Genomic DNA, 14,801 nt, shown 5'->3' on the forward strand with positions numbered 1-14,801 from the left:
TAGTCCCTAGAACCTGTGCCAGAGCTCCCCGAGGTCGAAACCGTCCGCCGCGGCCTTGAGCCCGTCCTGACCGGGGCGCGTCTGACGCGGGTGCGCCAGAACCGGCCCGACCTGCGCTTCCCCTTTCCCGACCGGTTCGTCGAACGGCTCGAGGGGGCGACCGTCGAGCGGATCGACCGCCGCGCCAAATATCTGCTGATGCCGCTCTCCACCGGCGAGACCTGGGTCAGCCACCTCGGCATGACCGGCCGCTTCACCCTCGACGGCGAACAACTGGGCGAGTTCGAGGAGCCCGCGTCCATCGCCGGCAAGCATGAGCACGTCAGCCTGTGCGCGGTGAAGGGCAGGGCGACGACCCGCGTGGGCTTCGCCGACGCCCGCCGCTTCGGTTTCATGGGTCTGATCCCCACCGCCGAGGTCGAGGCCCATCCGTGGTTCGCCGCCCTCGGCCCCGAACCGCTCGGCAACGGCTTTTCCGGCGCCCATCTCGCCGAGGCCTTCTCGGGCAAGAAGCAGAACATCAAGGTCAGCCTGCTCGACCAGCGCATCGTCGCCGGCCTCGGCAACATCTATGTCTGCGAGGCCCTTTATCGCGCCCGCATCCCGCCCCTGACCGCCGCCGGCAAGGTGTCCAGACCGCGTCTCGAGACCCTTGCCGCCGTGGTCCGCGACGTCCTCAACGAAGCCATCCTCGCGGGTGGCTCGACGCTCAAGGATTTCGCCAATGCGGATGGCGGGCAGGGCTATTTCCAGCACCGTTTCGACGTCTACGGCCGCGAGGGCAAGCCCTGTCTCGGAAAGGGCTGCGCCGGCGTGGTCAAACGCACCGTCCAGGCCGGCCGCTCGACCTTCTGGTGCCCGAGCTGCCAGAAAAGGTGAGGGGTGATGGGGTTTGATCCCCCCGTTCCGCTCATCCCGGCGAACGCCGGGACCCAGTTCTGTCCAGCGTGACGCCCGCGTTTTTGGACAAGCATTGCGGAGATCGTCCAGGGACTGCTCACCCAAAGCACTGGGTCCCGGCTTTCGCCGGGATGAGCGGGTCAGTATGAAAGCTCGCACACACCGGAGCGCGCACCATGGCCGACACCTATTCCACCCTGCTCATCGAGCGCCACACCGACGGCTATGCGCTGGTGACCCTGAACCGGCCCGAGGCCCTGAATGCGCTCAACTCGGCCCTGTTCAAGGACCTGTCGGACTTCCTCGACGCGGTCGAGCATGACGACAGCGTCCGCTGCCTGATCCTGACCGGCTCGGGCGACAAGGCCTTCGCCGCCGGCGCCGACATCAAGGAGATGCAGGACCAGACCTATGCCCAGATGTACACGGGCAATTTCTTCGCCCTCGGCCACGACCGCATCACCCGCTTCCGCAAGCCGATCATCGCCGCGGTCAACGGCTTCGCCCTCGGCGGCGGCTGTGAACTGGCCATGCTGTGCGACTTCATCGTCGCCAGCGAAAAGGCCAAATTCGGCCAGCCCGAGATCAACCTCGGCGTCGCCCCCGGCATCGGCGGCTCCCAGCGCCTGACCCGGCTGGTCGGCAAGGCCAAGGCCATGGACATGGTCCTCACCGCCCGGATGATGGACGCCGCCGAGGCCGAACGCGCGGGCCTCGCCAGCCGCGTCGTCCCGCACGACACCCTGCTGGAGGAGGTCCGCAAGATCGCCGCGAAGATCGCCTCGCAAAGCCCGCTCGCGGTCATGGCCAACAAGGAAATGGTCAACGCCGCGCTTGAGACCACCCTGACCCAGGGCGTCCAGTTCGAACGCCGCCTGTTCCACAGCCTGTTCGCCTTCGAGGATCAGAAGGAGGGGATGGCGGCGTTTGTGGAGAAGCGGAAGCCGGTGTTCACGGGCAAATGACCGCGATCGAGGACGATTGGCGATACCAGAGCGCCGCGCATCTGCGCGGCTAGGCCTTCGTCTTCAAGCCCTGCACACAGTACCGGGAGGGGTGGGATCACGACCATTGCGCCGGTTGCGGGGACAGGCTCGCTGAAGCCGCCGTCTCGCCTGAAGCCCTGCATGCAGGATGGGCCATCACCGCAGACTATATAAAGGGTGCGGACTATGAGTGGGTCTGCGCGGATTGCTTCACGCTGCTCAAGGACGCTTTGGCGTGGACTCCGCGTTGACCCCCCAACCCCTTTCCGCTATAGCCGCGCGCTCTTCGAGATTTCCCCGCCGTGGACCGTGCTCCGCGGCGTTTCCGTTCGTAAGGTTTGACTGATGGCCAACAATGCCGGCGCCAAGAAAGCGATCCGCAAGATCGCTGCCCGCACCGAAGTGAACAAGGCGCGCCGTACGCGCGTCCGCACCTTCCTGCGCAAATTCCAGGAAGCCGTCACGGGCGGCGACGCCGGTGCGGCGAAGACCGCCTTCGTCGAGGCCCAGTCCGAGCTGATGCGCGCCGTGTCCAAGGGCGTGGTTCACAAGAACACGGGTTCGCGGAAAGTCGGCCGCCTGGCCGCCCAACTGAAGAAGATGGCCGCCGCCTGATTTTTCGGAGCCCGGACGGCCTTTCACAAGGCTGTCATGGCAAAACGCAGCGATTCCAACGGCGAGGGCGCGAAGGCTCCCTCGCCGTTTGCACGTGCGCGAATAAGCGTTTCCAGACGGATCAGCGCTCGCGTCTGTGGCGAAATACGGTTTTTCGTTGACTGTGTTTGGCTTTAGCGGAGTCAACAATTTTAACTGCAATTCGAGTCGCGAATCAGCGTTGACGCCCCCCTCCCCGAGGGTAAGTTCGGGGCGCTGACGCACTTCCATTCCCATACGGAATGAAAGCGGCGCGGAACCAGTTTTCGTGTCGGCGTGAGACGTCTGTTCAAGAGTTCGACCCCACCCGCGAGGCTCCAGCCACGCGGGACAGGAGAAGTCGTCCCGGATTCAGGCCTCTCCCGAAGGGCGCCGGCTGATGGTTTCCAAGGGTGGCAATGACGATGACGGGGAGCGCGCACATGGCGGGGATGACGGATCCGGATCGCATCTGGACCGAGGCGGCAGGTCGTCTGCGCAGCGAGATCGGCGAGGGACCCTTCAGCTCCTATATCGCCCCCTCGGCGGTGCGGGCCGACGGCGCCGGCCAGCTGATCCTCGTCACCCCCACCGCCTACGCCCGCGACTGGGTGCGCAAGAACGCCCTGCGCCGCATGAACGAACTGTGGCTGGGCCTCGACGGCCTGTCGCGTCGCCTCGACGTCCGCTGCCGCGCTGAAATGGGCTCGACCCCCTCGGCCTCCCAGGTCGCCGCCGGCCGCGCCGAGGGCGCCGCCGTCATCCCGCTCCAGCCCCAATCCCATGCCCTGGCCATGCCCATGGCGACCGTTCCGCCCGTCGCCGACGGCGCCCGCGCCGTGCGCGCCGCCGGCCTGCAGGAGCGGCTGACCTTCGACAGTTTCGTGGAAGGGCAGGGCAACGCCTTCGCCCTGGCCATCGCCCGTCAGGCCGCGGCCTGGGCCGACGGCCATTTCAACCCGATCTTCTTCTGCGGCCCCTATGGCTACGGCAAGACCCACCTGCTCAACGCCATCGCCTGGGAGGCCCAGCGCCTCCGCCCGGACGCCCGGGTCGTCTATCTGACCGCCGAACGCTTCCTGTCGACCTTCGTCCGCGCGGCCCAGGATCGCACCATGGCCGCGTTCAAGGACAGTCTGCGCAACGCTGACATGCTGCTGATCGACGACGTCCAGTTCGTCGGCGGCAAGGCCGGCACCCAGGAAGAACTGCTGTCGACGCTGACGGCCCTGATCGAGGACGGCAAGAAGATCGTCCTTTCGGCCGACCGTCCGCCCATGGCCCTGACCGAGGTCGAGCCGCGCCTGCGCAGCCATCTGGCCTCGGGCCTGACCTGCCCGGTCGAACCCGCCGACCGCGCCCTGAAACTGGCCGTGGCTCGCAACCGGATCGAGGCCCTCGCCAAGCTCGGCGTCGTCTCCGGCGAGGCCCAGGCCGAGGTGCTGGAGCATCTGGTTGACCGCACGCCCGGCTCGATGCGCGAACTGGAAGGCGCCGTGAACACCCTCGCCGCCGTCGCCGGAGGCCGCCTGTCGACCCTCGGCGTCGACGAGGTCCAGACCCTGCTCGGCTCGGCCCTGCGCGGCGGCCCCGAACGCCGCATCACCGTCGACGAAATCCAGAAGACCGTCGCCGACCACTTCAGCCTCAAACAGGCCGACCTGCTGTCCGAGCGCCGCACCCGCGCCGTCGCCCGTCCGCGCCAGATCGCCATGTGGCTGTGCAAACAGCACACGACCCGGTCCTACCCCGACATCGGCCGCCGCTTCGGCGGGCGGGACCACACCACGGTCCTTCACGGCGTGCGCAAGATCGAGGAATTGATCGGGCTCGACGACCAGATCGCGCGGGATGTCGAGACGCTGACGAGGAAGCTGAGGGGTTAGGGACGAGGGGCGAGGGGGAAGGAAAACCGAGCCGGTCGCCCGGGTCGGGGTTTATCCACACGTCCCTCCGCATCCGTCCTCGCCCTCGCCCCTCGACCCTCGCCCCTTCCTTGCCCCGCCCCGCCAATCCGCTAGTGTCCATAGCCCTAACTCTTTGCGGCGGCTTGTGAGTCGCTGCCGGCGGGCGAAACCACATGCAACTGACCATCGAACGATCCGCGCTCCTCAAGGCCCTCGGCCACGTGCAGAGCGTCGTCGAGCGCCGCAACACCATCCCCATCCTGTCCAACGTCCTGCTCAGCGCCGGACGCGACAAGCTCAGCTTCGCCGCCACCGACCTCGACATGGAGATGGTCGACGAGGCCGAGGCCCAAGTGAATGTCGAGGGCCAGATCACCGCCCCGGCCCACACCCTGTACGAAATCGTCCGCAAGCTGCCCGAGGGGGCCGAGGTCTCGCTGAGCTACAACGGCGACGACCCGCGGCTGGTGGTCCAGGCCGGCCGCTCGAAATTCAACCTGCCGGTCCTGCCGGCTGGCGACTTTCCGGTGATGTCGACCGACACCTCGGGCACGCGTTTCTCCCTGCCCAAGGAAGACCTGGCCCGGCTGATCGACAAGACCCGGTTCGCTGTCTCGACGGAGGAGACGCGCTACTATCTGAACGGTCTGTACCTGCACACGGTGGCCGAGGCCGGCATTCCCCTGCTGCGCGCGGTGGCCACCGACGGCCACCGTCTGGCGCTCGCCGAAATGCCCGCCCCCGAGGGCGCCGCCGGCGGCCCCGGCGTTATCGTCCCGCGCAAGACCATCGACCAGGTCCGCCGCCTGCTCGACGACGGCTCCGGCCCGGTCGAGGTCATGGTCAGCCCGCAGAAGATCCGCTTCGAATTCGGCCAAGCCAGCCTGACCTCCAAGGTGATCGACGGCGCCTTCCCCGACTATATGCGGGTCATCCCCAAGGGGAACGACAAACAGGCCGACATCGACAACACCCTGTTCGCCCAGGCCGTCGACCGCGTCGCCACCATCTCGGCCGAGAAGAGTCGGTCGGTGAAACTGGCCTTCGAGCTGGATCGCGTCACCCTGACGGTGCGCAACATGGAGGCCGGGCAGGGGGTCGAGGAGGTCGAGATCGGCTATTCCGAGGAGCCCTTCGAGATCGGCTTCAACGCCCGCTATCTGCTCGACGTCGCCGGCCAGATCACCGGCGAAACCGCCCACTTCAAATTCGCCGACCCGGCCAGTCCGACCCTGGTGCTCGATCCGGGCGATCCGGGCGTGCAGTATGTGCTGATGCCGCTGCGGGTGTGATTTTCTAGGTTCCGCTCATCCCGGCGAAAGCCGGGACCCAGTGCTTTCGTTAGGTACGGAGGTTCCGGTTGGCGTTCTTCACCTACATTATCGCCAGTCGCCGGAACGGGACCCTCTACACCGGCTCGACCGACAACCTGATCAAGCGGATTATCGAACACCGCGAGAAGCGGCGCGACGGGTTCACCGCCAACTATGGCGTCGCGATTCTGGTCTGGTTCGAGGTCCACGAGAGCCGTCACGCCGCCTTCGTTCGGGAGCGCCAGATCAAGGAATGGAAACGGATCTGGAAGCTGGAAATGATCGAGCGAACCAACCCCGGGTGGACAGACCTGTTCGAAAAGCTCTTCTGAACCGCCTGCGTTCTTGCGAAAGGACTGGGTCCCGGCTTTCGCCGGGATGAGCGGAAAAATTTGATCCAGTCCCTCACCCTCACCGACTTCCGCTCCTACGCGGCCGCCACCCTGCCGATCGCGGCGGGCGCCGTTGTGCTCTACGGCCCCAACGGCGCGGGCAAGACCAATCTGCTCGAGGCCCTCAGCCTGTTCACCCCCGGCCGCGGCCTGCGCGGCGCCACGGCCCCCGAGATGGGCCGGCGCGAACCCGGCGAGGCGACCGGCCGGGCCTGGGCCGTCGCCGCCGTCCTCACCGATGGCGACGACGAAACGAGACTCGGCACCGGCGTCCAGTCCCCCGGCGCCGCCCGCCGCATCGTCCGCATCGACGGCGAGACGGCCCAGCCCGGCCGGTTGCTCGACCATCTCCGCCCCGTCTGGGCCACGCCCGAACAGGACCGGCTGTTCTCCGACGCCCGCGCCGCGCGGCTGAAATTCTTCGACCGGCTGGTGTTCGCCGCCGATCCCGCCCACGCCGCCTCGGTCTCGGCCTATGAAAAGGCCCTGCGCGAGCGGCTGCGGCTGCTGACCGAGGGGGCCGAAGGCCGCGCCGCCGACCCGCTCTGGCTCGACGCCCTCGAACTGCGCCTCGGCGAGGCGGGGGCCGAGGCCGCCCTGGCCCGCGCCGCCGCCCTGACCACCCTCCAGGCCGCCATCGACGCCCGCAACGACCGCCCCTTCCCCCAGGCCGACCTCGGCCTGACCGGCGAGGCCGAGGCCATGGCGGCGGCGGGCGCGGGTCCGGAAACCATCGCCGCCGTCCTCCGCGACGGCCTCGCCCGCAGCCGCGCCCGTGACGCCGCCGCCGGCCGCTCCCTGTTCGGCCCGCACCGCTCCGACCTGACCGCCCTGCACCGCACCAAGAACCGCCCCGCCGCCGAAGGCTCCTCGGGCGAACAGAAGGCGCTGGTGCTCAACCTGATCCTCGCCCAGATCACCCGTCTGGCGGATCAGCCGGCCCCGCCGGTTCTGCTCCTCGACGAGGCCCCAGCCCACCTCGACACAGCCCGGAGAGCCGCCCTGTTCGACGAGATCGAGGCCCTCGGCCTGCAGGCTTTTCTGACCGGCACCGAGGCCGAACTGTTCGACCCCCTGCGCGGTCGGGCGCAGTTCGTGCGGGTGGCCGATGGCGGCTTTACCTAGGTTCTTGCCATTTTTTGCCATTTCGCTCATTATTCACGGATGGCGACCATGAACATCTCACTGCCGGATTCGCTGAAGTCGTTTATCGACGATCAGGTGGCGGACAACGGTTTCGGCACCAGCAGCGAATACATCCGCTCACTGGTCCGAAAGGAACAACAGGTCGAACGCCTACGCGCCATGCTGCTGGAAGGCGCTCTGTCCGGACCGGGAGAGCCGGTGGATGAGGCGTACTTTGAACGACTTCGGCAGCGGGTGCGGGACGCAACCGCCAAGTGAAGTCCCTGCGCGTCATCCCGCGCGTATCGGCGATCCGCGACGCTGAAGATGCGACGGACTACTATATCCAGGAAGCGGGAGATGCAGTCGCATTTCGCTTCATCGACGCCCTCAAGGCGGCGTATGACCGGATCGGAGACAATTCTGGGATAGGATCGCCCCGACTTGGCGAGTCGGTTGGTATTCCGGAGCTTCGGACGTGGCCGGTTCGCGGATTCCCCTATGTCGTTTGCTATGAAAGCCGGCCCGACAGAATCGACGTTTGGCGCGTCCTGCACGCCCAAAGCGACATTCCCGAACACCTGATTCAGGCCAACGACTGACACCGCTTCGAGGGCCGCTTTTCCTCGCAATTCCGCCCGGATTTCCTATATATTGCGGGCATTGGCGCGGATCGGATTCGCGCCCCGAAAACCGTCCGTTCAAGGCGGCCCCGCCGCCGCCTTCACAGGCCCTCCGAGAGGGCGTTTCACCGACCGATTATATGACCGATCAGACCCCGAATTCCGCCGACCTTGGGCGCAATGAAGACACCGCCGAAGAGGCCGCCTACGGCGCCGATTCCATCAAGGTCCTCAAGGGCCTGGACGCGGTGCGCAAACGCCCCGGCATGTATATCGGCGACACCGACGACGGTTCGGGCCTGCACCACATGGTCTATGAGGTGGTCGACAACGCCATCGACGAGGCCCTCGCCGGTCACGCCGACCTGGTCCAGGTCATCCTCAACGCCGACGGTTCGGTCACCGTCACCGACAACGGCCGCGGCATCCCCACCGACATCCACGAGGGCGAGGGCGTCTCCGCTGCCGAGGTCATCATGACCCAGCTGCACGCCGGCGGTAAGTTCGACCAGAACTCCTACAAGGTCTCGGGCGGCCTGCACGGGGTCGGCGTCTCGGTCGTCAACGCCCTCAGCGACTGGCTCAAACTGGTCATCTACCGCAACGGCAAACGCCACGAGATGAAGTTCGCCCGTGGCGACACGGTCGAGAGCCTGAGGGTCACTGGCGACGCCCCGATCCGCACGGACGGTGACAAGGCCGGTCAGCCCCTGTCAGGAACGGAGGTGAGTTTCTACCCTTCGCTCACCACCTTCGCCCACATCGACTTCGACCTGAAGACGCTCGAGCATCGGCTGCGCGAACTCGCCTTCCTCAACTCGGGCGTGGTCATCAAGCTGCAGGACCATCGCGGGGCCGAGAAATTCGAGGAAATCCTGCACTACGAGGGCGGGGTCGAGGCCTTCGTGCGCCACCTGGACAAGTCCAAGACGCCCATCCTCAAGGACGTCATCGTCATCCGCGGCAAGAAGGAGGGGATCGAGATCGATCTCGCCCTGTGGTGGAACGACAGCTACCACGAGACCATGCTGTGCTTCACCAACAACATCCCTCAGCGGGATGGAGGCACCCACCTCTCGGCCTTCCGCGCCAGCCTGACCCGCGTCATGGGCGGCTATATCGACGCCGCCGGGGCGGCGAAGAAGGAGAAGGTTTCGGTCTCCGGCGAGGACGCCCGCGAGGGCCTGACCTGCGTCCTGTCGGTCAAGGTGCCGGACCCGAAATTCAGCTCCCAGACCAAGGACAAGCTGGTCTCGTCCGAGGTCCGCCCGGCCGTTGAGGGTCTGTGCTCCGAAGGCCTGTCGACCTGGTTCGAGGAACATCCGGTCGAGGCCAGACTGGTCGTCGCCAAGATCATCGAGGCCGCCGCCGCCCGCGAGGCCGCGCGCAAGGCCCGCGACCTGACCCGGCGCAAGACGTCGATGGACATGGCCTCCCTGCCCGGCAAGCTGGCCGACTGTCAGGAACGCGATCCGGCCAAGTCCGAACTGTTCATCGTCGAGGGCGATTCCGCCGGCGGCTCGGCCAAACAGGCCCGCAATCGCGAGAACCAGGCCGTCCTGCCCCTGCGCGGCAAGATCCTCAATGTCGAGCGCGCCCGCTTCGACCGGATGCTGTCGTCCGAACTGATCGGCACGCTCATTCTGGCGCTCGGCACCGGCATCGGCCGTGACGACTTCAACGCCGACAAGCTGCGCTATCACAAGATCATCCTGATGGCCGACGCCGACGTCGACGGCGCCCACATCCGGACCCTGCTGCTGACCTTCTTCTATCGCCAGATGCCCGAGCTGATCGAGCGCGGGCACGTCTATATCGCCCAGCCGCCGCTCTACAAGGTCTCCAAGGGCAAGCAGTCGCGCTACCTCAAGGACCAGTCCGAGATGGACGCCTACCTCATCGAGGAAGGTTCGTCAGAGGCCGAACTGGATCTGCCGACCGGCGAGCGCCGCACCGGCCTGGACCTGCAATCTCTCGTCCGCGAGGCCAAGGCCTTCAAGGCCGGCGTTGATCGTCTGTCGCAACGCGCCCCGGCCTTCGCCATCGAGCAGTCGGCCCTCGCCGGCCTGTTCGACGAGACGAGCTCCGACCCGTCAGCGGCCGCCGCCCGCCTCAACCTCTACGCCGAAGAAGGCGACGGCGACTGGACCGGCGAACCGGGCGCGCAGGGAGCCGTGGCCTTCGAACGCGTGCGCCGCGCCGTCACCGAGCGCATCGTGCTGGAAGAGGCCCTGATCCGCTCACTGGACGCCCGCCGCCTGGCCGAACGCTCGGCCGCCTTCGACGGCCTGTTCGACAAGCCGGCCATCTTCCGCCGCAAGGACAAGACCGTCACCGTCCGCGGTCCGCTCGACCTGCTTGAGGCGGTTCTCGACGCCGGCAAGAAGGGCATCGCCATCCAGCGCTACAAGGGTCTGGGCGAGATGAACCCGGAACAGCTGTGGGAGACCACCTTGGACGCCAACGCCCGCACCCTGCTGAAGGTGCAGGTCGAGCATCAGGAAGACGCGTCCGACCTGTTCGCCAAACTGATGGGCGACGTGGTCGAGCCGCGCCGCGAGTTCATTCAGGCGAATGCGCTGGATGCGGCGGTCGACGCCTGACGATCAGCCCCGCCCGGCGTCGACGAATGCCCTGACCGTCGGCCAGATCGGCGGCTGGGCGCGCGACCCGTCGCAGACGATCTGCTCCAGATAGTCCGGCGAGGTGTTCGGGCGGATGGACTCCCACTCCGCGCCCTCTTCGGGATAGCGGCCCATTTCCTCGCCATCAGGGCCGTATTCGACCATGCCCGCGGTGCGCCATTTGCTGTTCGAACCGCACTGGAACTCGAACGTCTCGATCGTATGGCTGTAGTCGCCGGCGTCGCCGGTCCGCGCCACGGTCGCCACCAGGACGCTGGTGATCTCGCCATTGACCACAATGCTGTCGACGTCGGCCATGAAGACGCTGCCCGTGCTCCTCGAATACGGATGCCAGGTCTCGGCCGCGGCCGGCGCCGCGCACAGGCCCAGAACAATCAGTCCGCCCAGAAAATGTTTCACGATGATCTCCCCAGGTCCCCCACCGCCATGATGCTCCGCTGAACGGCTTTGGCAAGGGCGCTGTCAGGCCGCGCGGCGAAGGCCGGGGCGCATCGCCAGCAAGGGCTCGAGCAGCCATTGCGCCAGATGCCGCACCACCGGCACGGCGACCCCGTCTCCGGTCAGATGACAGGCGGCGCTGAATGAACCGGGCAAACGGTAGCTGTCGGGCAATCCCATCAGCCGCGCCGTCTCCCGCGCTGACATCAAACGCGACCGGACCCGCCCGCCTTTGACCAACAGCAGGGTCTGGCGGCTCGACCCGCCGCCCGGCGTCCGCAGGCAGCCGGCGATGTCGAACCGCACCTCGGCGCGCTGGACCCGCAGACCGGCGGCGTCGCGCCGCGTCCGCCGGTACAGTCCCCCGACGCAAAGTTCGCCCGTCCGCCGCGCCGCCTCGACCTTGGCCAGGTTTTTGGGCGACATCAGCGTTAGCAGCCGTTTCGTCTCCGCGGCCGAATGCCAGCGTACGCCCGACGGTTCAGGCTCGATCACTGATCCCAGACTCGCGTTCGAAACGCCGGGCTCCGGCAGCCGCCACCAGACCATGCGGCTCCGCAACTCGTCCGGCAGCCGTTCCACCGCCCGGCGCAGGGCCAGGGTATGAAACAGCCCCGCGGCCACGGGCATCGTCAGGGCCGGGTCAAGGGCCGCATCCTCGCGCACGCCGATCACGAACAGTCGCGGCCGCGACTGCGGCAGGAACCGGTCGGCGTTGATGACCAGGGCCCCGCACCGATAGCCGGCGTCGGCATAGGTCCGGCAGATGACCTCGAAATCCCGCCCGCCATGCGAGGTCAGGGTTCCGCAGACATTCTCGACGGCCACGATCCGCGGCGCCCGACCTTCGTCCGCCAGCGCGCGCGCCAGACCCCAGAAGTCGTGAAACGTCCCCGACCGCTTGCCGCCCAGACCCGCCCCGGCCCCCGCCAGCGACAGATCCTGGCAGGGAAACGAGCCCCACATCAGGTCCGCCGTCCCGGGAAGATCGGCGGCGGTCAGGCCTGCGATATCGCCGACCTGCAGCCCGGCGTCGCCCCAGTTGGCGCGATAGGCGGCGGCCTTGGCCGGATCGAAATCATTGGCGAACAGGCAGCGCCAGGTCTCGCCCAGACCGGCGCGCACCATGCCGCCGCCGGCGAAGAACTCGTAATAGCCCCCCGGTGCGGACTGTCTGACGGACGATTCGACCATTTCGAGACGCTGACGCGAGGGGGAGCGGAAGTCCACAGACGGTCCGACCCCGGAAAAGTCTCGCGGCGCTAAAGCTTGTGAAAGGGTCGGCGAGTGATGATCGGCGGTCACTACGGAAACGACATGCCCTCAGAAAAGTTTGTTCTCGTCGCCGTCCTGCTTTTCGTGCTCGCCATCCCGGGCAGCGCGGAGGCCGCGATGCAGTCCCGCGAGAGCCGGGTCGAGCTGGCGCGGCGGGTGGAACAGCGCGCCGCCGCCACCAGCTTTCCGGCGCTTGAGGCTTTCGGTGAATCCGCCCTCACCCACTCGGGTCGCGAAGGCTTGAACCGGCTCTACCACGTCATGTGGATCACGCTGAACCAGGGCGATTTCGAACGGGCCGAGGTCTGGAACAACCGGCTTGCCGCCGCCGCCCTGGCCCGCCGGGACGAGCGGTTTCAGATGATCGCCCGGCTGAACGCCCTGACCATCCGCTACGACAGCGGCGACATGGCCGCCTCGGTCGAGATGGACCAGATCGCCCGCACCGCCACTGACTGGTTCGTCAAGGCGCACGCCATGCGCCTCAGCGCGCTCGCGCTCATGGACCGCGACCGCATCGGCGAGGCGCTGCGCATGCTGACCGCGGCAGACGCCGTCATTCCCGATGACGCCCCCTATGCCGACACGGCCCGCGCCGGGCTCTGGGAGGTGACCGGCCTTGCCCTGATGGACCTGAACGACATCGAGGGGGCGACCACGGCCTTCCGCCGCTTCGAGATCGACTTCTCCAACCCCGCCTATCCCCGCCCCGACTTCGACGCCCTCTACAACCTGACGCGCCTGTCGGTTCAGGTCGGCGATCAGGAACTGGCGAACCAGCTCTATGCCGCCCATCACCGGCTGTCCCTGCGAGCCGGGCTGGAGAGCCTGATGGTCTATGACGCCAACCTGTGCGCCATGGTGGCCGACGGCGGGGGTGACTCGCGCGGCGTGCTGAACTGCCTTTCGCCCTATGGGGCCGATCTCGGCGATGCGGACTTTCTGGCGCCGCAGATGCTGCCGTCACGCGCCCTCGCCTATGCGCGGACCGGCCAGCTCGGTCTCGCACGCCGCGATCTCGCGGAGATCCGGCGCCGCGAAGCCGCCGGCCTGTTCCGCGAAGAGGGTTTTTCGGAAGTCCCGCGCGTCGAGGCCGCCCTGCTGTTCGCCGAAGGTCGAACCCGCGAGGCCTTCCGGCGGCTGGACGCCTATCACAAGGCGCGTGAGGTCCAAGCCGCGCGCCGGTTCAACGCCGGCATCGGACAGGTCACCGGAGACATGCAGGAACAGCTGGCCGAACGCCGTCGGCAGCTCGAAACCGCGCGAACCAACACCCGGCTGAACGAGGATGTCATCAGCTCCCAACGGTGGATCGTCGGCATCGCCGTGGTCTTCTTCCTGACGGCGGCAAGCCTGCTGGTCTGGCAATGGCGGTCGGCCGGCCACCTGCGTCTGGCGCGTCGGACGGCGGAAGAGGCCAGCCGGTCCAAGAGCGACTTCCTCGCCAATATGAGTCACGAAATCCGCACCCCCCTGAACGGTGTGGTCGCCATGGCCGACGCCCTCTCCCGTAGCGATCTGGGCCCGCGCGAGCGCGAGATGGTCGATATCGTCCGGTCTTCCAGCGACACGCTGGAACGCCTGCTCTCGGACATCCTCGACACCGCCAAGATCGAGTCCGGCCAGATCACCATCGAACCGGCGCCGTTCCATCTGGCCGACGTGGTGCGTGAAACGGCCGCCCTGTGGCGACCCAAGGCCGAGGACAAGGGTGTCGACCTGGTGATCGAGATTCCGGTTGAGGCGGAGCGGCTGGTCTATGGCGATGGGGTCCGCATCCGCCAGATCCTGACCAATCTGGTCAGCAATGCGCTGAAATTCACGGCGGAGGGCGAGGTTCGGCTGAGCGTCGAGGATGCTGTGGGCGACCGCGTCCGCTTCACCGTGACGGACACCGGCGTCGGCTTTGAACCGGATCAGAAGGCCCGCATCTTCGGCCGCTTCCATCAGGCAGACGGCTCAATCACGCGTCGCTTCGGCGGTACTGGTCTGGGCCTGACCATCTCACGCGAGCTGGCCGAACTGATGGGCGGCGGTCTCGACTGCGACAGCGAACCGGGCGTCGGCTCCCGGTTCTGGTTCGAGGCCCCCTTGCCGCTCGCCGACGTGGTTCGGACCGCGGCAACACCGGTCGCCGAGGTCGATGCCGAGGGGGTTCCGCTGCGGATCTTGCTGGCGGACGATCATCCGGCCAACCGCAAGGTCATCGAGGTTCTGTTGTCGGGCGCCAGCGCCGATCTGGTGTGTGTCGCGGACGGAAGCGAGGCCCTGGAGGCCTTCCAGGGCGGCGGCTTCGATCTGGTTCTTATGGATATGCAGATGCCGGTGATGGACGGCCTGACCGCCACCGCTGAAATCCGCGCGTTCGAGATGCAGCGCGGCTGGGCTCACACCCCGGTGCTGATGCTGACCGCCAACGCCATGCCCGAACATGTCGAGGCCGGCCGCAAGGCCGGCGCCGACGGCCACCTGGCCAAGCCGGTGACCATGGCCACGCTGTTCGCCGCAATCTCGCAGGTTCTCGCCGCTGCCGGGCCCGAACCCGACGCCGAAGCCGCCTGACG

13 protein-coding genes are annotated in these 14,801 nt (G+C 67.3%); 11 read left to right on the forward strand and 2 right to left on the reverse strand.

Annotated elements, in window-relative coordinates:
- The first annotated feature begins 15 nt into the window (after positions 1-15).
- From mutM to gyrB, 10 genes are all read left to right on the forward strand, one after another.
- On the forward strand, positions 16-879 hold the full coding sequence (gene mutM / locus ACTIEW_RS12515) for a bifunctional DNA-formamidopyrimidine glycosylase/DNA-(apurinic or apyrimidinic site) lyase (RefSeq protein ID WP_439478233.1): 864 nt from the start codon (positions 16-18) through the stop codon (positions 877-879).
- A 197-nt stretch (positions 880-1,076) separates the two neighbouring features.
- Positions 1,077-1,865, forward strand: a complete 789-nt coding sequence (locus ACTIEW_RS12520) for an enoyl-CoA hydratase-related protein (protein WP_439478234.1) — start codon at positions 1,077-1,079, stop codon at positions 1,863-1,865.
- Between the two features lie 366 nt (positions 1,866-2,231).
- Positions 2,232-2,501, forward strand: a complete 270-nt coding sequence (gene rpsT / locus ACTIEW_RS12525; RefSeq protein WP_439478235.1) for a 30S ribosomal protein S20 — start codon at positions 2,232-2,234, stop codon at positions 2,499-2,501.
- 461 nt (positions 2,502-2,962) lie between these two features.
- Positions 2,963-4,405, forward strand: a complete 1,443-nt coding sequence (dnaA, locus tag ACTIEW_RS12530; RefSeq protein WP_439478236.1) for a chromosomal replication initiator protein DnaA — start codon at positions 2,963-2,965, stop codon at positions 4,403-4,405.
- Positions 4,406-4,599: 194 nt separating this feature from the next.
- The gene (gene dnaN, locus ACTIEW_RS12535) at positions 4,600-5,718 is read left to right on the forward strand and encodes a DNA polymerase III subunit beta (RefSeq protein ID WP_439478237.1); all 1,119 of its coding nucleotides are present in this window, start codon (positions 4,600-4,602) and stop codon (positions 5,716-5,718) included.
- Between the two features lie 68 nt (positions 5,719-5,786).
- Positions 5,787-6,071 (forward strand): GIY-YIG nuclease family protein, encoded by a 285-nt coding sequence (locus ACTIEW_RS12540; protein ID WP_439478238.1) that lies wholly within the window; start codon positions 5,787-5,789, stop codon positions 6,069-6,071.
- A 60-nt stretch (positions 6,072-6,131) separates the two neighbouring features.
- Complete coding sequence (recF, locus tag ACTIEW_RS12545; protein ID WP_439478239.1) at positions 6,132-7,256, forward strand: DNA replication/repair protein RecF; 1,125 nt, start codon at positions 6,132-6,134, stop codon at positions 7,254-7,256.
- Positions 7,257-7,304: 48 nt separating this feature from the next.
- Positions 7,305-7,535, forward strand: a complete 231-nt coding sequence (locus tag ACTIEW_RS12550) for a ribbon-helix-helix domain-containing protein (RefSeq protein WP_439478240.1) — start codon at positions 7,305-7,307, stop codon at positions 7,533-7,535.
- Positions 7,532-7,858: a type II toxin-antitoxin system RelE/ParE family toxin gene (locus ACTIEW_RS12555; RefSeq protein ID WP_439478241.1), complete on the forward strand. Its 327-nt coding sequence runs from the start codon at positions 7,532-7,534 to the stop codon at positions 7,856-7,858. The genes ACTIEW_RS12550 and ACTIEW_RS12555 overlap by 4 nt, the downstream gene beginning before the upstream one ends.
- Before the next feature lie 161 nt (positions 7,859-8,019).
- Positions 8,020-10,482, forward strand: a complete 2,463-nt coding sequence (gene gyrB / locus ACTIEW_RS12560; RefSeq protein WP_439478242.1) for a DNA topoisomerase (ATP-hydrolyzing) subunit B — start codon at positions 8,020-8,022, stop codon at positions 10,480-10,482.
- 3 nt (positions 10,483-10,485) lie between these two features.
- On the opposite strand, the gene ACTIEW_RS12565 is transcribed toward gyrB, so the two are convergent.
- Both ACTIEW_RS12565 and ACTIEW_RS12570 read right to left on the reverse strand, forming a co-directional pair.
- On the reverse strand, positions 10,486-10,923 hold the full coding sequence (locus ACTIEW_RS12565; RefSeq protein WP_439478243.1) for a surface-adhesin E family protein: 438 nt from the start codon (positions 10,921-10,923) through the stop codon (positions 10,486-10,488).
- Positions 10,924-10,986: 63 nt separating this feature from the next.
- Positions 10,987-12,156 (reverse strand): DNA cytosine methyltransferase, encoded by a 1,170-nt coding sequence (locus ACTIEW_RS12570; protein ID WP_439478244.1) that lies wholly within the window; start codon positions 12,154-12,156, stop codon positions 10,987-10,989.
- A 123-nt stretch (positions 12,157-12,279) separates the two neighbouring features.
- Here ACTIEW_RS12570 and ACTIEW_RS12575 point away from each other — a divergent pair, with 123 nt between their 5' ends.
- Positions 12,280-14,799 (forward strand): ATP-binding protein, encoded by a 2,520-nt coding sequence (locus tag ACTIEW_RS12575; RefSeq protein ID WP_439478245.1) that lies wholly within the window; start codon positions 12,280-12,282, stop codon positions 14,797-14,799.
- Positions 14,800-14,801: the final 2 nt, after the last annotated feature.

The organism is Brevundimonas sp., assembly GCF_051860745.1.
In the GTDB taxonomy this organism is placed as follows: Bacteria; Pseudomonadota; Alphaproteobacteria; order Caulobacterales; family Caulobacteraceae; genus Brevundimonas.